Raw genomic sequence first — 20,026 nt, forward strand, 5'->3', positions numbered from 1 at the left:
AGCGAACGGAGCCGTAGGCATGGGTGAGCGCAGCACCACCACATTTCCGCAGGAGATCCTGGACCAGTGGGCCGGCCTCGGCCTCGACCTGCCCTCCTTCTTCTCCGCGGGCCACCTCGGCGAGCGGATGAGCGTGCAGGTCACCGAGGCCGCGCCCGAGCGCATCGTCGGCACCATGCCTGTCGAGGGCAACACCCAGCCCTATGGACTGCTGCACGGCGGCGCCTCGGCCGTCCTCGCCGAGACCCTCGGCTCCGTAGGCGCCATGCTGCACGGCGGCCCCACCAAGCTCGCCGTCGGCGTCGACCTGAACTGCACCCACCACCGCGGCGTGCGCTCCGGACTGGTCACCGGCGTCGCCACCCCGGTACACCGCGGCCGCTCCACCGCCACCTACGAGATCGTGATCACCGACGAACAGGACAAGCGGGTCTGCACCGCCCGGCTGACCTGCATGCTGCGCGAGGTGGACACCGACGCCTACCGCGCCTGATCCACCCCGGCCGGCACTCCGCCCGCCGCCGTCACGGCCCCGCCCCCGGTCCCGGGAGCGGGGCCGTCCGCGTATCCGTAACTCTGAGTAACCCATGCGCCGTGCGTCGCCCGGCGCAACTCCCGTACCCCCCACGGGCATCGGCACCACCCTGACCGGCGCATCCGCTATCCGGACGCCGTTCCGTCACCACGCGCCCCATCCCCCCGTGGAAGTGCGAGTTCACCCTCCGCACCGCGTTCGCCCTGCGGTGTAAGGACCATAACGGCATAACGCTCATCGAAGGTCATAACAAGAGCGTCACATCCTGGTCGGCGCCTCTGCCGATGCGGCGAACACCGGCTTAGAGTCACCGCCAGTCACCGCGCCGCCGGGCCCGCTGACGGAGCACGCACCCTCGCGCCCCAGCCCGCCCGGCCGCGGAACGGCCATGCGACAGCCGTGGCCGCGCCAGGGAAAGGACTGATCGTGCGTCACCGTTCCTTGCTTCTCCTCACCACCGCAGTCACCGCCGGCGCCCTCACGCTCTCCGCGTGCGGCTCCCGCGGCGACAACAAGAGCGGCGACGGCTCCAAGACCACCGTCGTCATCGGCCTCGACGCCCCCACCACCGGCGAGCTCTCCGCCCTGGGCCTGGGCATCCGCAACTCCGCCCAGCTCGCCATCGACACCGCCAACAAGGCCGGCGAGGTCAAGGGCGTCACCTTCAAGCTCGAAGCCCTCGACGACAAGGCCCTCCCCAACGTCGGCCAGCAGAACGCCACCAAGCTCGCCGGCGACAAGGACGTGCTCGGCGTGGTCGGCCCGCTCAACTCCGGCGTCGCCCAGTCCATGCAGCAGGTCTCCAAGCAGAACAACCTCACCCTGATCTCGCCGGCGAACACCACGCCCGACCTGACCCAGGGCAAGGACTGGAAGCAGAACAAGCGCGTCCGCCCCTTCCCCACCTACTTCCGCACCGCCACCACCGACGAGGTGCAGGGCGCCTTCGACGGCCAGTACGCGTGGGAGAAGATGAAGGTCAAGAAGGCCTATGTGATCGACGACCAGAAGACCTACGGCGTCGGCCTGGCCTCCTCCTTCAAGGACCAGTTCAGCAAGCTCGGCGGAAAGATCGCCGGCACCGAACACGTCAGCCCCGACGACCGTGACTTCAAGGCCGTCGTCTCCAAGGTCAAGTCCGCCAAGCCCGACCTGGTCTTCTACGGCGGCGAATACCCCGCCTCCGGCCCGCTCAGCCAGCAGCTCAAGGACGGCGGCGTCACCGTTCCCCTCATGGGCGGCGACGGCATGTACAGCGGCGACTACATCAAGCTCAACAAGAAGGCGCAGGGCGACTACGCCTCCTCCGTCGGCAAGCCCGTCGAAGAGCTGCCCTCCGCCAAGAAGTTCATCGCCGCCTACAAGGCAGCCGGCTTCAAGGAGTCCTACGAGGCCTACGGCGGCTCCACCTACGACTCGACCTGGGCCATCATCCAGGCCGTGAAGAAGGTCGTCGAGGACAGCGACGGCAAGCTCCCCGACGACGCCCGCAAGAAGGTCGTCGACGCGATGAACAAGGTCACCTTCGACGGTGTCACCGGCCCCATCGCCTTCGACAAATACGGCGACACCACCAACACCATGATCACCGCCTACCAGGTGGACAAGGGGAAGTGGGCCTCCCGCTTCAGCGCCGAATTCAAGAAGTTCGACAAGAGCTGACCGACCGCACCACACCACACCACCGGGCCGCGCCAGGACGCACCACGACCCTGGCGCGGCCCGTGGCACACCGGAACCCCCCGGCTTCTCCTCACTCCCACGCAACGGAGGCCCTGCGGTGAGCGAACTGCCGCAACAGCTGGCCAACGGACTCATCCTCGGCGCGATGTACGGTCTCATCGCGATCGGCTACACGATGGTCTACGGAATCGTCCAGCTCATCAACTTCGCCCATGGCGAGATCTTCATGGTCGGCGGCTTCGGAGCGCTCAGCGTCTTCCTCGCACTGCCCGCCGGCACCTCACTCGTCCTCGCCCTGCCGATCATGCTCCTCGGCGGTATCGCCGTATCCGTCCTCGTCGGCATCGCAGCGGAGCGATTCGCCTATCGCCCGCTGCGCGGCGCCCCACGCCTGGCCCCCCTCATCACCGCCATCGGCCTGTCCATCGCCCTCCAGCAAGCCATCTGGAAGTGGTACCCCGACGGCAAACAGGCCCGCGTCTTCCCCCAGTTCAAGGGCCACGCCTTCGACATCCTCGGCGCCACCGTCCAGCGCGGCGACCTCTTCGTCCTCATCGCCGCCCCCGCCTGCATGATCGCCCTCGGCTTCTTCGTCGCCAAGACCCGCAGCGGCCGCGCCATGCAGGCCACCGCGCAGGACCCCGACACTGCCAAGCTCATGGGCATCAACACCGACCGCATCATCGTCCTGGCCTTCGCCATCGGCGCCGCCTTCGCCGGTGTCGCCGCCGTCGCCTACGGACTGCGCACCGGCGAGGTCCAGTTCCGCATGGGCTTCATCATGGGCCTCAAGGCCTTCACCGCGGCCGTGCTCGGCGGCATCGGCAACATCTACGGCGCCATGCTCGGCGGTGTCGTCCTCGGCGTCGCCGAAGCCCTCGCCACCGCCTACATCGAGGAAATACCCGGCATGGAGCAATTCGGCGGCGGAGCCTGGAAGGACGTCTGGGCCTTCGTTCTCCTCATCCTCGTACTCCTCCTGAGACCACAAGGCCTCCTGGGCGAACGCGTCGCGGATCGGGCGTGATACCGATGACCACCCACACCACCACCCCGGCCCGCGGCCTGATACCGCTCCCCGAGCGCACCGCGCGCCTCGTCACCGCCGCAGGCGCTCTGGCCACCACCGCCAGCACCGCCCTCGCCTGGACCTGGAGCAGCGACTTCCCCGGCGACCTCACCTACTACCTCTCCCCCGCCGGCCTCCAGATCGTCACCCTCGTCGGCGGCCTCCTCACCCTGCTCCTCGCCTGCTCCGCGCTCGGCGTCCGCGGCCTGCAATGGCTCACCCCGGCAGGACGCCACGCGCCCACGCTCCTCGCGGCCCTCGCGACCTTCGCCGCCACCTGGTTCACCCTGCTCTCCATCGCCGTCGAGCTGCACGGCCTGGTCAACCTCGAACCCGGCGGCGCCGTCGCCGGGATCGCCTCCCTGATCACCGTCGCCGGCGCCCTCGCGCTGCCTCCCGATCAGGTCCCCGACACACCGCCCGCCAACCCGTGGCAGCGCTTCACCGCGAGCCTGGCCGCCTCCCCCCTACGGCGGCGCACCCTCGAACTCCCCTCCTGGGCCGAGATCCTGATCATCGCGGCCGCGTTCGCCGCCGGGCTCCTGGTCTTCACCTACGGGATCGACACCGACGACGGCGCCCCCTTCGTCGGCTACCTGATCTTCATGGTGCTGGCCATCCCCGCCCTCAACCGGGCCGGACTCATCGCGCGGCTCACCGCACTCACCCACACCCACCGCGGCGTGGCCCTCGGCGCGGCCTTCGTCGCCGCCGCCTGCTTCCCCCTCACCCAGGACACCGACCAGTACACGATCATCGGGGCCAACATCCTGATCTTCGCGACCGTCGCCCTGGGCCTCAACGTCGTCGTCGGCCTCGCCGGCCTGCTCGACCTCGGGTACGTCGCCTTCCTCGGCGTCGGCGCCTACGCGGCCGCCCTCGTCTCCGGCTCCCCCGAATCCGCCCTCGGGCTCCGCTTCCCCTTCTGGGCGGCCCTGCTGACCGGCGCCGCGGCCTCCCTCATCTTCGGCGTCCTCATCGGCGCCCCCACCCTGCGCCTGCGCGGCGACTATCTCGCCATCGTCACGCTCGGCTTCGGTGAGATCTTCCGCATCGCCATGCTCAACCTCAACGGCACCACCGGCCCCGACGTCACCAACGGCGCCATGGGCATCCCCAACATCCCCAACCTGGAAATCTTCGGCTTCAACTTCGGCGAGCCCCACACCATCCTCGGCATCCCCATCGCCACCTACGGCAACTACTACCTGCTGATGATCCTCGTGACGGCCTTCGTCGTCCTCGTCTTCCGGCGCGCCGCGGCCTCCCGCATCGGCCGCGCCTGGATCGCCATCCGTGAGGACGAGACCGCCGCCATCGCCATGGGCATCAACAGCTTCCGGCTGCGCCTGCTGGCGTTCGCGCTCGGCGCCGCGCTCGCCGGACTCGCCGGCACCGTGCACGCCCACGTCGTCACCACGGCCACCCCCGAACAGTTCCAGTTCGCCGGGCCGCAGCCGCCCAACTCCGCCTTCCTGCTCGCCGCCGTCATCCTCGGCGGGATGGGAACCCTCAGCGGACCCCTCGTCGGCGCCGCCCTGCTCTTCCTCATCCCGGCCAAGCTCGACTTCATCCAGGACTACCAACTCCTGCTCTTCGGCATCGCCCTCGTCCTCCTGATGCGCTACCGCCCCGAGGGCCTCATCCCCGACCGCAGGAAGCAGCTGGAATTCCACGAGACCGGCCAACTCGACGTGCCCGACCAGCGCCTCCCGGACGCAGACGCCACCCTCGGCGCCACCAAGGCAAAGGCGTGACGACCATGACCACAGCACCCAGCCTCGCACCCGCCACTGACACCGTCCTCAAGGCCGACGGCGTCACCATGCGCTTCGGCGGACTCACCGCCGTACGCGGCGTCGACCTCACCGTCGGCGCCGGCGAAATCGTCGGCCTCATCGGCCCCAACGGTGCCGGAAAAACCACCTTCTTCAACTGCCTCACCGGCCTCTACGTGCCCACCGAAGGCACCGTCAGCTACCGGGGCACCCGCCTCTCCCGCAAACCCCACCTCGTCACCCAGGCCGGTGTCGCCCGCACCTTCCAGAACATCCGCCTCTTCGCCAACATGACGGTCCTGGAAAACGTCCTCGTCGGACGGCACACCCGCACCAAAGAAGGACTCTGGTCCGCGCTCCTCCGCAGCCCCGGCTTCAAAAAGGCCGAACGCACCAGCGAGGAACGCGCCATGGAACTCCTGGAGTTCACCGGCCTCGCCCACAAACGCGACCACCTCGCCCGCAACCTCCCCTACGGCGAACAACGCAAGCTCGAAATCGCCCGCGCCCTCGCCAGCGAACCCGGACTGCTGCTGCTGGACGAACCGACCGCCGGCATGAACCCCCAGGAAACCCGCGCCACCCAGGACCTCGTCCTCGCCATCCGCGCACAGGGCATCGCCGTCCTCGTCATCGAGCACGACATGCGCTTCATCTTCAACATGTGCGACCGCGTCGCCGTCCTCGTCCAGGGCCAGAAACTCGTCGAAGGCACCTCGGACGTCGTCCAGGCCGACGAACGCGTCATCGCCGCCTACCTGGGCCCCCCCGTCGAGGACGTCACACCACCGGACCGGCCCACCGACACCGCAGACGGGACGGCCCCCGCAGACCGGCCGGCCCAGGGACAGACCGGAGACACCCCATGACCGCACTGCTCGAGGTCGAGGACCTCCGCGTCGCCTACGGCAAGATCGAAGCCGTCAAAGGCATCTCGTTCTCCGTCGAAGAAGGCCAGGCCGTCACCCTCATCGGCACCAACGGCGCCGGAAAGACCACCACCCTGCGCACCCTCTCCGGCCTCCTCAAGCCCCTGGCCGGCAAGATCACCTTCGATGGCGAACCGCTCAACGGCGTCCCCGCCCACAAAATCGTCGAACGCGGCCTCGCCCACTCCCCCGAAGGCCGCCGCCTCTTCCCCCGCCTCACCATCTCCGAAAACCTCAAGCTCGGCGCCTTCCTCCGCAAAGACGCCGACGGCATCGAGAAAGACATCCAGCGCGTCTACGAGCTCTTCCCCATCCTCGGCGAACGCAGCAAACAAGCCTCCGGCACCCTCTCCGGCGGCGAACAGCAAATGCTCGCCATGGGCCGCGCCCTGATGTCCCGCCCCAAACTCCTCATGCTCGACGAGCCCTCCATGGGCCTCTCCCCGATCATGATGCAGAAGATCATGGAGACCATCCGCGAACTCCGCTCCCAGGGCACCACCATCCTCCTCGTCGAACAGAACGCCCAGGCCGCGCTCTCCCTCGCCGACCAGGGACACGTCATGGAAATCGGCCGCATCGTCCACTCCGGCAGCGGCGAATCCCTCCTCCACGACGAATCCGTCCGCAAGGCCTACCTCGGCGAGGACTGACCCGCCCCCGCGCCACAAACACGAGCGGCCCCGCACCGGTCAACACCGGTACGGGGCCGCTCACACGCTCGGCAGCGCCTACTGATCCTTCTGCTGCTTCTTCTCCTCGGCGTCCTCGATGACCGCCTCGGCGACCTGCTGCATCGACAGCCGCCGGTCCATCGACGTCTTCTGGATCCACCGGAACGCGGCCGGCTCCGTCAGCCCGTACTGCGTCTGCAGAATGCTCTTGGCCCGGTCCACCAGCTTCCGGGTCTCCAGCCGCTGGGTGAGGTCCGCGACCTCCTTCTCCAGCGTCCGCAGCTCGGTGAACCGGCTCACCGCCATCTCGATCGCCGGCACCACATCGCTCTTCGAGAACGGCTTCACCAGATACGCCATCGCCCCCGCGTCCCGCGCCCGCTCCACCAGCTCACGCTGCGAGAACGCGGTCAGCATCAGCACCGGCGCGATGCTCTCCTCGGCGATCTTCTCGGCCGCCGAGATACCGTCCAGCACCGGCATCTTCACGTCCAGGATCACCAGGTCGGGACGGTGCTCCCGGGCCAGCTCCACGGCGGTCTGCCCGTCCCCGGCCTCGCCGACGACGGTGTAGCCCTCCTCCTCCAGCATCTCTTTGAGATCGAGACGGATGAGGGCCTCGTCCTCGGCGATCACGACGCGCGTGGTCAGCGGCGGGACATGCGACTGATCGTCATCGGCGACGGGCTGCTCGGGCTCGGCGGCGCTCACGGGACTCCTCATTCCAGGCAGGTGGTGCCATTGCAGCCTACCTAGAGGCGACCGAAGTGATGCACACGGTAGGGTGTCTCTCGCAACCGGCCCGGTTGGTGGAACTGGTCAGACACGCGGCTCTCAAACAGCCGTGCCCTTGGGCATGTGGGTTCGAATCCCACACCGGGCACCTTTGAATAAGTGGAATTGCACCTTCGCGTGGTTCGCACGCACTTTCGTTCCTTTCTCGCGCTTCGTCACGCACAGTGATGTCATGAACTTCCACGGCACAGACGTGCGACACAAGGCAATCGCCCAGCTCCGCGCGGGGGCACGGAACGCGGAGGTGGCCCGCGCGCTGGGCGTCCCTCTCGGCACCATCGGCTACTGGCGACATATGGACCGCGCCGAGCGCGGAGAGTGTCCGGGCGCCCACAACCCGAAATGCCCACGGTGCGACGGGCGCGAACTCGACGCGGCTGCCTACGCCTACCTCCTCGCCCTCTACCTCGGCGACGGCCACATCATCCAGTACTCGGCACATCGCGCACCGAGCCTCATGATCACGTGCGGCGACGGCTGGCCCGGCCTGATGGATGCCTGCGAAACCGCGATGCGCGCGGTGTTCCCGGACAACTCCGTGTGCCGGGTGCGCAGGACCGGCTGCCACAACGTGAAGCTCTACTCGAAGCACTTATGGTGCATGTTCCCGCAGCACGGCCCCGGCAAGAAGCACGAGCGGCCGATCGTCCTGGAACCCTGGCAGCAGCGGATCGTGGACGCACACCCCTGGGAGTTCCTCCGCGGCCTCATCCACTCTGACGGCTGCCGGATCACCAACTGGACGACGCGGACGGTGGGCGGCGAGCGCAAGCGCTACGAGTACCCGCGGTACCTCTTCACCAACAAGTCCGACGACATCCGCAGGCTCTTCTCGGACACCCTCACCAAAGTCGGCGTCGAGTGGACCGTCCTCGCCCGCGGCAGCGACCCGTTCAACATCTCCGTCGCCCGGAAATCCTCCGTCGCCCTCATGGATCAACACATCGGGCCGAAGTACTGACAGGGACGGCAGTCAGGTACCTCGGCCCAGCGGGAGCGCGGTGCGGGTGGGGCTACTTCGGGGAGTCGTCCTCGCCAATGTGGTGGACGCGGACGAGGTTGGTGGAGCCGGGGACGCCGGGCGGGGAGCCGGCGGTGATGATGACGACGTCGCCCTTCTGGCAGCGGCCGAGCCGCAGGAGCTGCTCGTCGACCTGGGCGACCATCTCGTCGGTGGAGTTGACGGTCGGGCCGAGGAAGGTCTCCACGCCCCAGCTGACGTTGAGCTGGGAGCGGGTGGCCGGGTCGGGGGTGAAGGCCAGCAGCGGGATGGGCGAGCGGTAGCGGGAGAGGCGGCGGACGGTGTCGCCGGACTGGGTGAAGGCGACGAGGAATTTGGCGCCGAGGAAGTCGCCCATGTCGGCGGCGGCGCGGGCGACGGCGCCGCCCTGGGTGCGGGGCTTGTTGGCCTCGGTGAGCGGCGGGAGGCCCTTGGCGAGGAGGTCTTCCTCGGCGGCCTCGACGATGCGGCTCATGGTTTTGACGGTCTCGGTGGGGTACTTCCCGACGCTGGTCTCGCCGGAGAGCATCACGGCGTCGGTGCCGTCGATGACGGCGTTGGCGACGTCGGAGGCCTCGGCGCGGGTGGGGCGGGAGTTGTCGATCATCGAGTCGAGCATCTGGGTGGCGACGATGACCGGTTTGGCATTGCGCTTGGCGAGTTTGACGGCGCGCTTCTGGACGATCGGGACGGTTTCGAGGGGCATTTCGACGCCGAGGTCGCCGCGGGCGACCATGATGCCGTCGAAGGCGGCGACGATGTCGTCGATGTTGTCGACGGCCTGCGGCTTTTCGACCTTGGCGATGACGGGCAGGAAGCGGTTCTCCTCGCGCATGATGCGGTGGACGTCCTCGATGTCGCGGCCGCTGCGGACGAAGGAGAGGGCGATGATGTCGGCGCCGTAGCGCAGGGCCCAGCGGAGGTCGTCCCGGTCCTTTTCGGAGAGGGCGGGGACGGAGACGGCGACGCCGGGGAGGTTGAGGCCCTTGTGGTCGGAGACCATGCCGCCCTCGATGACCTTGGTGCGGACGCGGGGTCCGTCGACGCCGGTGACTTCGAGGGTGACCTTGCCGTCGTCGACGAGGATGCGTTCGCCGGTGGTGACGTCGGCGGCGAGGCCGTCGTAGGTGGTGCCGCAGATCTGGCGGTCGCCTTCGACGGCCGGTTCGACGGTGATGGTGAACTCGTCGTCGCGTTCGAGAAGTACGGGGCCTTCGCGGAATCGGCCGAGGCGGATCTTCGGGCCTTGAAGATCGGCGAGGATGCCGACGCTGCGGCGGGTTTCTTCGGATGCTTTGCGGACCCGGTCGAATCGTGCCTCGTGGTCGGCGTAGGTGCCGTGGCTGAGGTTGAAGCGGGCGATGTTCATTCCGGCGTCGACGAGGGCTTTGATCTGCTCGTACGAGTCGGTGGCGGGTCCCAGAGTGCAGACGATCTTTGCTCGGCGCATGTTTCGACTCTATGACTTACCGAGCGGTAGGGAACTGTAAGAAAGTGACTGCCCAACGAGCGCTTGATGAAAGGCTGTTGACAACTAATGAAATGCGCGCGAAGGCGCTCCGATGAGCGGAATATAGCTCTCGCGGCGGGCGGTCTCACAGTACGGGACGGGTCATCGTAAAGCGCGCGTTGACATGGGCGTAGACGGCCTGGCGCTGGGGTTCGAGATCGAGGGCGGGGGCGGATTCCTGGGTGGCGCCGCCGTAGCCGGCGAAGGAGCGCATGGCGGGGGCGGCCGTGGGGGCGGAGTTCTCGGCGCCGAGGTCGGCGATTTCGAGCAGGGCGTCGAGGCGGGCGCTGAGGGCTTCGGCGTATTCGCGGGCGCGCTGGACGGCTTCGTGGACGGCTTGGGTGCGGGCGGCGCGGTGGGCGGGTGAGTCGGGGCGCAGGGCCCACCAGGGGCCGTCGACGCGGGTGAGGTCGAGGTCGGCGAGGCGGGTGGTGAGTTCACCGAGGAGGGTGAAGTCGTTGAGGGTGGCGGTGTGGGTGACGCGTCCGTGGTAGGCGCGGATGCGTTCGTGGCGGCCTTTTTCGGTGAGCTGGGGGGTGAGGCTGAAGGTGCCGGTCTCGAGCTTTTCGATGGCGTCGCCGTAGCTCTTGATGAGGGTGAGGGCGGCTTCGTTGCGGCGGGTGAGGTCGGCGAGGGCGGCGGTGCGGTCGGTGCCGCGGGCGCTGACGGTGACGGCGAGGCGGGCGATTTCGGGGTCGACTTCGAGGCGGGCTTCGCCGCGTACGGCGAGGCGCGGGGTGTCGGGGGTGCCGTAGGGAAGGGTGGTGGGGGTGGTGCCGGTGGTGGGAACGGTGGGGGTGTCGTCGGCGTCGGTCATGGGTTGCTCCCGGGTGCGGGGGTGTGGGTGGTGAAGGGTCGCATATCGGGGTGGCCGCTGGCGGGTAGTCAGGCCGCCGAGTGTGAGGGGTGTTCCGGGCGGGGCGGCTGCGCCAGAATCTACGCGCGTTGCCCACCGGTGTGGCGGCTTTCGTCCGCATGGTTCCGCGTTCTCCGAGGGAGTTGGCATGTCGCTCGACCGTAGGAAGTTCTTGGGGAGTTCTGTGGTGACGGGAGCGGGTGTGGCCCTCGTGGGCGGTGCGCCGGCGGCGGAGGCGGCGGCCCGGGAGCCGGGCGGGCACGGGCACGGCTGTCGGGAGCGGTATGCGTTCACGGTCATGGGCACGACGGATCTGCACGGCAATGTCTTCAACTGGGACTACGCCACGGATGCGGAATTCGATGACGCGGCGCACAACGATGTGGGGCTGGCGAAGATTTCCACCCTGGTGAACGAGGTGCGACGGGAGAAAGGCCGGCAGCACACCCTGCTGATCGATGCGGGTGACACCATTCAGGGGACGCAGCTGGCGTATTACTACGCCAAGGTGGATCCGATCACGGATCCGGACGGTCCGGTGCATCCGATGGCGCGGGCGATGAATGCGATCGGCTATGACGCGGCGGCGCTGGGGAATCATGAGTTCAATTACGGGATTCCGGTGCTGCGGAAGTTCGAGGAGAGCTGTGATTTTCCGCTGCTGGGGGCGAATGCGGTGGATGCGAGATCCCTGCGTCCGGCGTTCCGGCCGTATGTGCTGAAGCGATTGCGGTCACCGCGGGGGCGGGTGGTGACGGTGGCCGTGCTGGGTCTGACGAATCCCGGGATCGCGATCTGGGACAAGGCGCATGTGCAGGGAAAGCTGGCGTTTCCGGGGCTGGTGGAGCAGGCGGCGAAGTGGGTGCCGAAGCTGCGGTCGATGGGCGCGGATGTGGTGTTCGTCGCGGCGCATTCCGGGATGAGCGGTACGTCGTCGTACGGGGATCAGCTGCCGTATGTGGAGAATGCGGCGGCATTGATGGCGGAGCAGGTGCCGGGGATCGATGCGGTGTTGGTGGGGCATGCGCATGTGGAGGTTCCCGAGCGGCGGGTGCGGAATGAGCGGTCGGGCCGGGAGGTGGTGCTGTCGGAGCCGCTGAAGTGGGGGCAGCGGCTGACGCTTTTCGATGTGGTGGTCGAGTGGCGCCGGGGGCGTTGGGAGGTGGGGTCGGTCGGTTCGCGGGTCATGAATGCGAATGCGGTGGCGGAGGATGCGCGGATCACGGGTCTGCTGCGGGCGGAGCACCGGAAGGTCGTGGCGTATGTGAACCGGGTGATCGGCCGGTCGAAGGCGGAGATGACGGCGGCCGAGGCGCCGGTGCGGGACACGCCCCTGCTGGATTTCATCGCATGGGTGCAGGCGGAGGTGGTGCGCAAGGCGCTGGCGGGGTCGGCGTATGCGTCGTTGCCGGTGGTGTCGCAGGCGTCGTGTTTTTCGCGGACCGCGCGGGTGCCGGAGGGTGATGTGACGATCCGGTCGATGGCGGCGCTCTATCCGTTCGACAACACCCTGGAGGCCCGGGTGTTGACGGGGGCTCAGCTGCGGGCGTATCTGGAGTTCTCGGCGCGGTATTACGTGCGGACGCCGGCCGGTGGGGGTCCGGTGGATCCCTCGAAGGTGACGAATGCGGACGGTGTTCCGGATTACAACTACGACGTGGTGCGTGGGGTGTCGTACGAGGTCGATATCGCGAAGCCGGCGGGGCAGCGGATCGGGAAGCTGATGTTCGGCGGGAAGCCGTTGGACGATGCGGCGCGGTTCGTGCTGGCGGTGAACAATTACCGGGCGAGCGGTGGCGGCAATTTCCCGCATGTGGCGGCTGCCGAGCAGGTGTGGTCGGCGTCGGACGAGATCCGGAATCTGATGATCGGGTGGGTGCAGGGGACCGGGGAGATCGATCCGGCTCAATTCGCCTCGGTGGACTGGATGTTGACCCGGGACGGGGTGCCGGTGTTCTGAGTCGGGGCGGGGGCCGGGAGGTCGCCCCCGAGCGGCGGCGGGTGCGGGTCAGCGGCGGGGCACGAGGGTGGAGCCCTGGCGGGGAACCGTGCCCGCGCGGCCGGTGGTGGGCTGCGGGAGGCCGAAGGTGGTGAAGGCGGTGCGGGTGGGGAGCGGGTAGGGGGTGTTGCCGGTTAGGGAGTTGAGGATGGTGGCGCTGCGCCAGGCGGCGAGGCCGAGGTCGGGGGCGCCTACGCCGTGGGTGTGGGTTTCGGCGTTCTGGACGTAGACCGAGCCGGTGACGGTGGGGTCGAGGACCAGCCGGTGGTGGGCGTCGATGCGGGGGCGGGCGCCGGAGTCGCGGCGTACGTATGGGTCGAGGGCGGCGAGCAGGGTGTCCATCCGGCGTTCGCGGTAGCCGGTGGCGAGGACGACGGCGTCGGTGGTGAGGCGGGAGCGGGTGCCTTGCTGGAGGTGGTCGAGGTGGAGTTCGACCTTGGTGGTGCCGACGCGGCCCGCGGTGCGGACGAAGACGCCGGGGGTGAGGGTGGCGTCGGGCCAGCCGCCGTCGAGGGTGCGGCGGTAGAGCTCGTCGTGGAGGGCGGCGAGGGTGGTGTGGTCGATGCCTTTGTGGAGCTGCCACTGGCCGGGGACGAGGTCGTCGCGGACGCGTTCGGGGAGGGCGTGGAAGTAGCGGGTGTAGTCGGGGGTGAAGTGTTCGAGGCCGAGCTTGCTGTACTCCATGGGGGCGAAGGCGGGGGTGCGGGCGAGCCAGTGCAGGCGTTCGCGGCCGGCGGGGCGGGCGCGGAGCTGGTCGAGGAAGATTTCGGCGCCCGACTGGCCGGCGCCGATGACGGTGAGGTGGTCGGCGGCGAGCAGCCGTTCGCGGTGGTCGAGGTAGTCGGCGGAGTGGATGACGGGGACGGCGGGGGCGTCGGCGAGGGGGCGTAGCGGGACGGGGATGTGGGGGGTGGTGCCGATGCCGAGGACGAGGTTGCGGGCGTAGGTGCGGCCGAGGGCTTCGGCTTCGCCGTCGGTGTCGAGTTGGGTGAAGTCGACTTCGAAGAGTTCGCGTTCGGGGTTCCAGCGGATGGCGTCGATCTGGTGGCCGAAGTGCAGGGTGGGGAGTTTTTCGCTGACCCAGCGGCAGTAGGCGTCGTATTCGGCGCGGTGGATGTGGAAGCGCTCGGCGAAGTAGAACGGGAAGAGGCGTTCGCGGGTCTTGAGGTAGTTGAGGAAGGTCCAGGGGCTGGCGGGGTCGACGAGGGTGACGAGGTCGGCGAGGAAGGGGACTTGGAGGGTGGCGCCGTCGATGAGGAGGCCGGGGTGCCAGTGGAAGGCGGGGCGCTGGTCGTAGAAGGCGGTGCGGAGGTGGGTGAGGGGGTGGGCGAGGGCGGCGAGGGAGAGGTTGAAGGGGCCGACGCCGATGCCGGCGAGGTCGAGGGGTTCGTCGGGGCTCGTGGTGTCGTCGGTGAGGGGGCCTTGGGGGTGTGGAGTGCTGCTCATCTGGGGGTGTGGCCTTCCACGAGTTTGAGGAGGGTGCTGAGGTCTCCGGGTTGGGTGTGGGGGTTGAGGAGGGTGGCCTTGAGCCAGAGCCCGGTGGGGGTGGTGGCGCGGCCGAGCACGGCCTGGCCGTCGGTGAGGAGGGTGCGGCGGATGGTGGCGAGGGTGGTGTGGTCGGCGCCGGTGGGGCGGAAGAGGACGGTGCTGAGGGTGGGGCGGGAGTGGAGTTCGTAGCGGGGGTGGGCCTCGATGAGGTCGGCGAGGGTCTGGGCAGCGGCGAGGGTGCGGTCGACGAGTTCGCCGAGGCCGTGGCGGCCGAGGGCCTTGAGGGTGACCGCGATTTTGAGGATGTCGGGGCGGCGGGTGGTGCGCAGTGAGCGGCTGAGCAGGTCGGGGAGGCCGGCGTCGGTGTCGTCGTCGGCGTTGAGGTAGTCGGCCTGGTGGGCGAGGGGGGCCAGGGTGGCGGGCCCGGGGACGGCGAGAAGGCCGGCCGCGACGGGTTGCCAGCCGAGTTTGTGCAGGTCGAGGGCGACGGTGTGGGCGCGGGCGAGGCCGTGCAGGGCGGTGCGGTGGGTGTCGCTGAAGAGGAGGGTTCCGCCGTAGGCCGCGTCGATGTGGAAGCGGGCGCCGTGCTGTTCGGCGACGTCGGCGAGGGCGGGCAGGGGGTCGATGGCGCCGGAGTCGGTGGTGCCTGCGGTGGCGGTGAGGAGGACGGGGCCGGTGCGTCCGGCGAGGTTGGCCAGGCAGCTGTGGACGGTGTCGGCGGTGAGGATGCCGTCGGGGGTGGGGAGGGTGAGGGGTTCGGGGAGGCCCAGGAGCCAGGCGGCGCGGTGGATGCTGTGGTGGGCGTTGGCGCCGCAGACGATCTGGAGGGGGCGGGCGGGCCGGTGGGGGTCGGTCGCGGTGCCGTCGGGGGCGGTGGCTTCGCGGGCGAGGAGCAGGGCGAGCTGGTTGGATTCGGTGCCGCCGGTGGTGATCAGCGCGTCGGGGTCGGTGGCCTGGGGGTAGACCAGCGCGGCGAGGGCGCGGCTGGTGAGGGCTTCGAGGGTGGAGGCGGCGGGGGCCTGGTCCCAGGAGTCGAGGGAGGGGTTGAGGGCGGCGGCGGCGAGGTCGGCGGCGGCGGCGAGGGCCAGCGGCGGGCAGTGCAGATGGGCGGCGCAGTGCGGGTCGGCGGGGTCGGCGGCGCCGGCGGCGAGGGTGTGGACGAGGGTGCGCAGGGCGGCGACCGGGCCGCTGCCGTGGTCGGGGAGCAGGGGGTGGCAGGCGTCGCGTACGGTGCGGGCGACCGTTTCGGGGCCGCCGGGGGGCAGGGGGCCGGCGCGGTCCTCGGCTCCGGTGGTGAGGGCGTCGAGGACGGTGTCGAGGAGGGGGCGGAGTGCGCGGGGGCCGTTGGTGCCGCCTGCGAGGGCGGTGCCGGCAGGGGGCACAGGCATCAATGTGCTCTTCTGTCAGGGGAGTTCGGGCCGCGGCCCGGTGCGGACGAGCCCTTTTAGGCGGCCCTAAGTTACTTTCCCTGTACGGTGCGTATCCACTGGTCGCGGTCATACCACCCGTAAGTGGTACGGGTGTACCGCACGTGTTCGGGTGCCGCCGGCTGCCGGTCCGGCGGCGCCCGGTGCGTTCAGCCGGCGGTCAGGCGCCGCCGGCCGCGGCGCGTACCCGCAGGGCCCACCGCAGGTCGTCGAGTTGGTCGAGGAGCTTACGGCGCAGGGCCGGGGTCGGGTCGCGGTCGGTGAGGCAGGCCTCGCCGAGCAGGAGGGTGTGGTCCTCGACGAAGGGCGCCGGGAAGGCGTAGCGGCCGGCGGCCGTGGCGAGGGCCGGGCCGCGGGCGGCAGCGAGGCCGGGGACCTCGGTGAAGTAGCGGTCGACGTAGGGGCGCAGCAGGTCGAGCTGTTCGGGGGCCCAGAAGCCGGTGGCGGTGGCCGTGAACAGGTAGTTGGAGAGGGCGGCCGCGCCGTCGGTGGTGAACAGGGCGTCCCAGGCGGCCTGTTTGGCGGCCGGGTCGGGGAGCGCGGCATGGCAGCGGGCGGCGCCCTCGCGGCCGGTGGCGCTGGGGTCGCGGGCGAGTTCGGCGTCGATGGCGTCCGGGGTGGTGGCGCCGAGGGTGGCGAGCCGGCCGAGGATGCGCCAGCGCAGTTCGGGGTCGAGGCGGGGGCCGCCGGGGACACTGCCGTCGTCGAGCCAGTCCTGGATGCCCGCGGGGGTGGTGGCGCTGTCGATGAAGGCGCGTACGGCGGTGAGCCGCAGTCCTGCTTCGGTGCCGTGTTCAGGGCCCTCGGTGCGGCGGAGTATGTCGCGGCTGAGGGCGGTGAGGGTGGTGAGGGCACCGTGGCGTTCGGAGTGGGGGAGGTAGTGGTCGGCGATCTGGGTGCGGGCGAAGGCGAGGACGCCCTGGACGAGGGCGAGATCGGTCTCGTGCGGGAGGTGGGCGCGGGCGGCGTCCAGGTAGGCGGTGGGGGCGAGTTCGCCGTCGCGGACCATGTCGCGGGCGGCGTTCCACACGACGGCGCGGGTCAGCGGGTCGGGGAGGCCGGACAGGGCGCCGAGGACGGTGTCCCAGGAGACGGGGTCGAGGCGGACCTTGGCGTAGGTGAGGTCCTGGTCGTTGAGGAGGAGCAGGGCGGGGCGGCCGCCGGTGCCCGTGAGGGAGCCGTCGTCGGGCACGTCCCAGGACAGCGGCTCGCGCGGGACGAGGCGGCCCGTGGCGGCGCGGTCGTGGTCGTAGAGCCCGATGGTGAGCCGGTGCGGGCGGGTGCCGTCCCCGCTTCCGGTCTGCTCGACGGACACGCTCCAGCTGCCGTCCGCGGCCTCCTGCACGATCGGCGTGAGGGTGTCGACTCCGGTCGTACGCAGCCAGCGCGCGGCCCAGGCGTGCACATCGCGGTCGGTGGCGCGGGCCAGGGAGTCGAGGAAGTCGGCGAGGGTGGCGTTGCCGAAGCGGTGCCGGGCGAAGTGCTCGTTGATGCCGGTGAGGAAGTCCTTCTCCCCCATCCAGGCGACGAGTTGGCGCAGTGCGGAGGCGCCCTTGGCGTACGAGATGCCGTCGAAGTTCAGCAGCGCGGAGGCGGTGTCGGGGACGTCCTCGGGGGTGGGGGCGACGGGGTGGGTGGACGGCCGCTGGTCGGCGTCGTAGCCCCAGCCCTTGCGGGCGACGGCGAAGTCGGTCCAGGTGTCGGTGAAGCGGGTGGCCTCGGCCAGCACCTGGTAGCCCATGTATTCGGCGAAGGACTCGTTCAGCCAGATGTCGTCCCACCACTGGAGCGTCACCAGATCGCCGAACCACATATGGGCCATCTCGTGGGCGATCACGACGCCGCGGGTCTGGCGTTCGGTGTCGGTGACGGCGGAGCGGTAGACGAACTCGTCGCGGAAGGTGACCAGTCCGGGGTTCTCCATGGCGCCGGCGTTGAACTCGGGGACGAAGGCCTGGTCGTAGGAGTCGAAGGGGTACGGCTCCTCGAAGATCTCGTGGTAGCGGTCGAAGCAGCGGCGGGTGAGGTCGAGGATCTCCTCGGCGTCCGCGTCCAGGTGGGGCGCGAGCGAGCGGCGGCAGTGGATGCCGAAGGGCAGTCCGGCGTGCTCGGTGCGGACCGAGTGCCAGGGGCCGGCGGCGACGGCGACCAGGTAGGTCGAGATGAGGGGCGTCGCAGCTGCCTCCCAGCGGCCCTCCCCCAGGTGCTCGGTGCGGCCGTTGGCGAGTACGGTCCAGTCCTCCGGGGCCTGGACGGCGAGCGCGAAGACGGCCTTGAGATCGGGCTGGTCGAAGGCGGCGAAGACGCGCTGGACGTCCTCCATGAACAGCTGGGTGTAGACGTAGCTCTCGTCGTCGGCCGGGTCGGTGAAGCGGTGCATGCCCTCGCCGGTGCGGGAGTAGTCCATGGTGGCGTCCAGCCGCAGCTCGTGGGCGCCGGGGGCCAGGCCGGTCAGCGGGAGGCGGTTGTCGTCGAGGGCCGCGGGGTCGAGCGGGCGGCCGTCGAGGGTGACGGCGTGCAGCTCGGCGGGCTTGAGCTCGACGAAGGTGTCGCCGCCGGTGCGCGCGGTGAAGTGGATGACCGTCCGGGAGCCGAACCGCTCCGTGCCTAGGGTGAGGTCGAGGGCGACCTCATAGCGGTGAACGTCGATGAGTCGGGCTCGGGTCTGCGCCTCGTCGCGCGTCAGTTGGGGCATGGGGCCCATGCTGCCGTACGGCCTGCGGCCGGGGGTGTGTGTTTTTTGTCTGCGGGTTTGTTGTGGCTGGGCGCGCAGTTCCTCGCGCCCCTGTGGGGGTGGCCGTGGCGTTTTTGCTGCGGCGGCGTTGTGGCTGGCGCCGTTGCGGGTTACGTGGTTGCCGCGGGGGCCGGAGGGGACGCACCGGGACCCGTCCTCGGCGCGGGCGACGCGGCTACGTGCGATTGAGCACCCCGGTGTTTGCTCCGGTCCTGCGGGCGGGCCCCGGTACATCCCCTCCGACCGTCCAACGTTGCCGACTGCCGGACGGTGGCACCGTCCGTCACCACCCAGCTCGGCCCGCGCCCAACCTGCGGGGACCAGATGCCTGCCAAGAGGTCCTGCTGCCTTGCCGTAACGGTCATCGGTACGGCGGGACAGCCGCGCAAGGACAGTGGTCGGAGGGGATGTCCGGTGAGCCGCCCGCAGGACCCGGAGCGGACAACGGGGCTTAGAACCTCTGGGACCCGCGTCGCCCGCGCCGAGGACGGGTTACCGGGCGTCCCCTCCGACCCCACCACCCACACGCCATGGGCGCACCGGCCCAGCCCACGGCAAACCCGCACCGGCCCAAGCCACTGCGCAGCTTCAACCGCTCCAGCCGCTGACCAAGGGGGGATCGTTCGGGTCGGGAATCTCCGTGGACCAGCCGCCGGGGACGTTGTGGACCTGGCGGTCGCGGAAGCGGATGGGGGCGGTGCCTACGCGGCGGGTGAAGAGGCGGCTGAAGTAGGCGGGGTCGTCGTAGCCGACGCGGCGGGCGACTGCGGATACCGGGAGTTCGGTGCCTACCAGGAGTTCCTTGGCGCGGCCCAGGCGTATGCCGAGGAGGTAGTCCTTCGGGCTGCAGCCGGCGCCGCGGCGGACGGCGGTGCGGAGTTCGGCGGGGGTCATACCGTGCCGGGCGGCGTGTTCGGCGACCGAGAGGGGGAGGAAGGCGTCGCGGGCCAGGGCCTGGAGGACGGGGTCGCCGTCGGCGTCGGTGTCGGCGCGGGCGCGGCGCAGGGCGACCAGGAGTTCGTGGACGGCGGCGGAGGTCTCGACTTCGAGCAGGGGGTTGCCGCGGCGTGCGGCGCGTGCGATGCGCCCGACCGCGGCCCGCGCGGGTCCGGTGTCCGCGAGCGGTACGACGGGCCGGTCCGGCTCGATGTAGCCGAGTTCGGTGTAGGTGGCGGCGGCGGGGCCGGTGAAGTCGACGAAGCTTTCGTCCCAGCCGGTCTCGGGGTCGGCCCCGTAGTGGTGCACCACGCCCGGCGTGATCCACAGCAGGGCGGGGGCGGTGACCGGGTGGCGGCGGCCGTCGGGGGTGGTGCTCCAGCCGCGGCCGGCGCTGATGACGATGGCGACGTGATGGTCGAGGGTGCGCGGGCCGACCGTGGGCAGGGCGCCGTGCTGGAGGCCGACGCCCAGGCACACCAGGCCGAGCCGGTGGTGGACCGGGTTCGGCGTGAAGTAGCGCATCCAGGTGTGGTACACGCCCGGCCTCCCGTCGCTCCGTATCTCTCCGTGCCGCTCCGTCGAACCGTCCAAGCAGGGTCGATCTTTGTCC

General features: G+C 70.0%; 15 protein-coding genes and 1 tRNA gene. 9 read left to right on the forward strand and 7 right to left on the reverse strand.

What is annotated here, in order from left to right; translation table 11 throughout:
* The first annotated feature begins 19 nt into the window (after positions 1-19).
* The 6 genes from CP981_RS09870 to CP981_RS09895 all read left to right on the forward strand — a co-directional run bounded on the left by CP981_RS09870 (position 20) and on the right by CP981_RS09895 (position 6,647).
* Positions 20-493 (forward strand): PaaI family thioesterase, encoded by a 474-nt coding sequence (locus CP981_RS09870; protein WP_085924819.1) that lies wholly within the window; start codon positions 20-22, stop codon positions 491-493.
* A 483-nt stretch (positions 494-976) separates the two neighbouring features.
* Positions 977-2,197 carry a branched-chain amino acid ABC transporter substrate-binding protein gene (locus CP981_RS09875; protein ID WP_085924910.1) on the forward strand — a complete coding sequence of 407 codons (1,221 nt, stop codon included), beginning with the start codon at positions 977-979 and terminating at the stop codon, positions 2,195-2,197.
* Positions 2,198-2,315: 118 nt separating this feature from the next.
* Positions 2,316-3,245, forward strand: a complete 930-nt coding sequence (locus tag CP981_RS09880; protein ID WP_085924820.1) for a branched-chain amino acid ABC transporter permease — start codon at positions 2,316-2,318, stop codon at positions 3,243-3,245.
* A gap of 5 nt (positions 3,246-3,250) precedes the next feature.
* Positions 3,251-5,044: a branched-chain amino acid ABC transporter permease gene (locus tag CP981_RS09885; RefSeq protein ID WP_085924821.1), complete on the forward strand. Its 1,794-nt coding sequence runs from the start codon at positions 3,251-3,253 to the stop codon at positions 5,042-5,044.
* 5 nt (positions 5,045-5,049) lie between these two features.
* Complete coding sequence (locus tag CP981_RS09890; protein ID WP_085924822.1) at positions 5,050-5,934, forward strand: ABC transporter ATP-binding protein; 885 nt, start codon at positions 5,050-5,052, stop codon at positions 5,932-5,934.
* A complete protein-coding gene (locus CP981_RS09895; RefSeq protein WP_085924823.1) occupies positions 5,931-6,647 on the forward strand; it encodes an ABC transporter ATP-binding protein in 717 nt (238 codons plus the stop codon). Before CP981_RS09890 ends, CP981_RS09895 begins: the two co-directional genes overlap by 4 nt.
* A 78-nt stretch (positions 6,648-6,725) precedes the next feature.
* Here CP981_RS09895 and CP981_RS09900 read toward each other — a convergent pair whose 3' ends face one another.
* The gene (locus CP981_RS09900) at positions 6,726-7,391 is read right to left on the reverse strand and encodes an ANTAR domain-containing response regulator (RefSeq protein ID WP_085924824.1); all 666 of its coding nucleotides are present in this window, start codon (positions 7,389-7,391) and stop codon (positions 6,726-6,728) included.
* A gap of 77 nt (positions 7,392-7,468) precedes the next feature.
* Between CP981_RS09900 and CP981_RS09905 the strand changes: the two genes are divergently transcribed.
* A tRNA-Leu gene (locus CP981_RS09905) sits at positions 7,469-7,551 on the forward strand.
* Between the two features lie 84 nt (positions 7,552-7,635).
* A complete protein-coding gene (locus CP981_RS09910; protein WP_085924825.1) occupies positions 7,636-8,424 on the forward strand; it encodes a hypothetical protein in 789 nt (262 codons plus the stop codon).
* A 52-nt stretch (positions 8,425-8,476) separates the two neighbouring features.
* On the opposite strand, the gene pyk is transcribed toward CP981_RS09910, so the two are convergent.
* Both pyk and CP981_RS09920 read right to left on the reverse strand, forming a co-directional pair.
* A complete protein-coding gene (gene pyk / locus CP981_RS09915; protein ID WP_085924826.1) occupies positions 8,477-9,913 on the reverse strand; it encodes a pyruvate kinase in 1,437 nt (478 codons plus the stop codon).
* 145 nt (positions 9,914-10,058) lie between these two features.
* Complete coding sequence (locus tag CP981_RS09920; RefSeq protein WP_085924827.1) at positions 10,059-10,790, reverse strand: SIMPL domain-containing protein; 732 nt, start codon at positions 10,788-10,790, stop codon at positions 10,059-10,061.
* A gap of 187 nt (positions 10,791-10,977) precedes the next feature.
* On the opposite strand from CP981_RS09920, the gene CP981_RS09925 reads away from it, so the two are divergent.
* Positions 10,978-12,789 (forward strand): bifunctional metallophosphatase/5'-nucleotidase, encoded by a 1,812-nt coding sequence (locus tag CP981_RS09925; protein WP_085924828.1) that lies wholly within the window; start codon positions 10,978-10,980, stop codon positions 12,787-12,789.
* A gap of 48 nt (positions 12,790-12,837) precedes the next feature.
* Here CP981_RS09925 and CP981_RS09930 read toward each other — a convergent pair whose 3' ends face one another.
* The 4 genes from CP981_RS09930 to CP981_RS09945 form a co-directional block, all read right to left on the reverse strand.
* Complete coding sequence (locus tag CP981_RS09930; protein WP_085924829.1) at positions 12,838-14,274, reverse strand: lysine N(6)-hydroxylase/L-ornithine N(5)-oxygenase family protein; 1,437 nt, start codon at positions 14,272-14,274, stop codon at positions 12,838-12,840.
* Positions 14,271-15,704 carry a pyridoxal phosphate-dependent decarboxylase family protein gene (locus tag CP981_RS09935; RefSeq protein WP_085924830.1) on the reverse strand — a complete coding sequence of 478 codons (1,434 nt, stop codon included), beginning with the start codon at positions 15,702-15,704 and terminating at the stop codon, positions 14,271-14,273. Before CP981_RS09935 ends, CP981_RS09930 begins: the two co-directional genes overlap by 4 nt.
* A 199-nt stretch (positions 15,705-15,903) precedes the next feature.
* Positions 15,904-18,438, reverse strand: coding sequence for an aminopeptidase N (gene pepN, locus CP981_RS09940; protein WP_085924831.1), 2,535 nt, complete (start codon positions 18,436-18,438; stop codon positions 15,904-15,906).
* A gap of 627 nt (positions 18,439-19,065) precedes the next feature.
* Positions 19,066-19,953, reverse strand: coding sequence for a helix-turn-helix domain-containing protein (locus CP981_RS09945; RefSeq protein WP_085924832.1), 888 nt, complete (start codon positions 19,951-19,953; stop codon positions 19,066-19,068).
* Positions 19,954-20,026: the final 73 nt, after the last annotated feature.

This window comes from Streptomyces platensis (assembly GCF_008704855.1).
Lineage (GTDB): Bacteria > Actinomycetota > Actinomycetes > Streptomycetales > Streptomycetaceae > Streptomyces > Streptomyces platensis.

Excerpts from the sequence above, each read along its gene's own strand:
- pepN (WP_085924831.1), bottom strand. The coding sequence starts at position 18,438 with ATGCCCCAACTGACGCGCGACGAGGCGCAGACCCGAGCCCGACTCATC.
- CP981_RS09925 (WP_085924828.1), top strand. The coding sequence starts at position 10,978 with ATGTCGCTCGACCGTAGGAAGTTCTTGGGGAGTTCTGTGGTGACGGGA.
- CP981_RS09910 (WP_085924825.1), top strand. The coding sequence starts at position 7,636 with ATGAACTTCCACGGCACAGACGTGCGACACAAGGCAATCGCCCAGCTC.
- CP981_RS09885 (WP_085924821.1), top strand. The coding sequence starts at position 3,251 with ATGACCACCCACACCACCACCCCGGCCCGCGGCCTGATACCGCTCCCC.
- CP981_RS09870 (WP_085924819.1), top strand. The coding sequence starts at position 20 with ATGGGTGAGCGCAGCACCACCACATTTCCGCAGGAGATCCTGGACCAG.
- pyk (WP_085924826.1), bottom strand. The coding sequence starts at position 9,913 with ATGCGCCGAGCAAAGATCGTCTGCACTCTGGGACCCGCCACCGACTCG.
- CP981_RS09935 (WP_085924830.1), bottom strand. The coding sequence starts at position 15,704 with ATGCCTGTGCCCCCTGCCGGCACCGCCCTCGCAGGCGGCACCAACGGC.
- CP981_RS09895 (WP_085924823.1), top strand. The coding sequence starts at position 5,931 with ATGACCGCACTGCTCGAGGTCGAGGACCTCCGCGTCGCCTACGGCAAG.
- CP981_RS09890 (WP_085924822.1), top strand. The coding sequence starts at position 5,050 with ATGACCACAGCACCCAGCCTCGCACCCGCCACTGACACCGTCCTCAAG.
- CP981_RS09920 (WP_085924827.1), bottom strand. The coding sequence starts at position 10,790 with ATGACCGACGCCGACGACACCCCCACCGTTCCCACCACCGGCACCACC.
- CP981_RS09900 (WP_085924824.1), bottom strand. The coding sequence starts at position 7,391 with ATGAGGAGTCCCGTGAGCGCCGCCGAGCCCGAGCAGCCCGTCGCCGAT.
- CP981_RS09930 (WP_085924829.1), bottom strand. The coding sequence starts at position 14,274 with ATGAGCAGCACTCCACACCCCCAAGGCCCCCTCACCGACGACACCACG.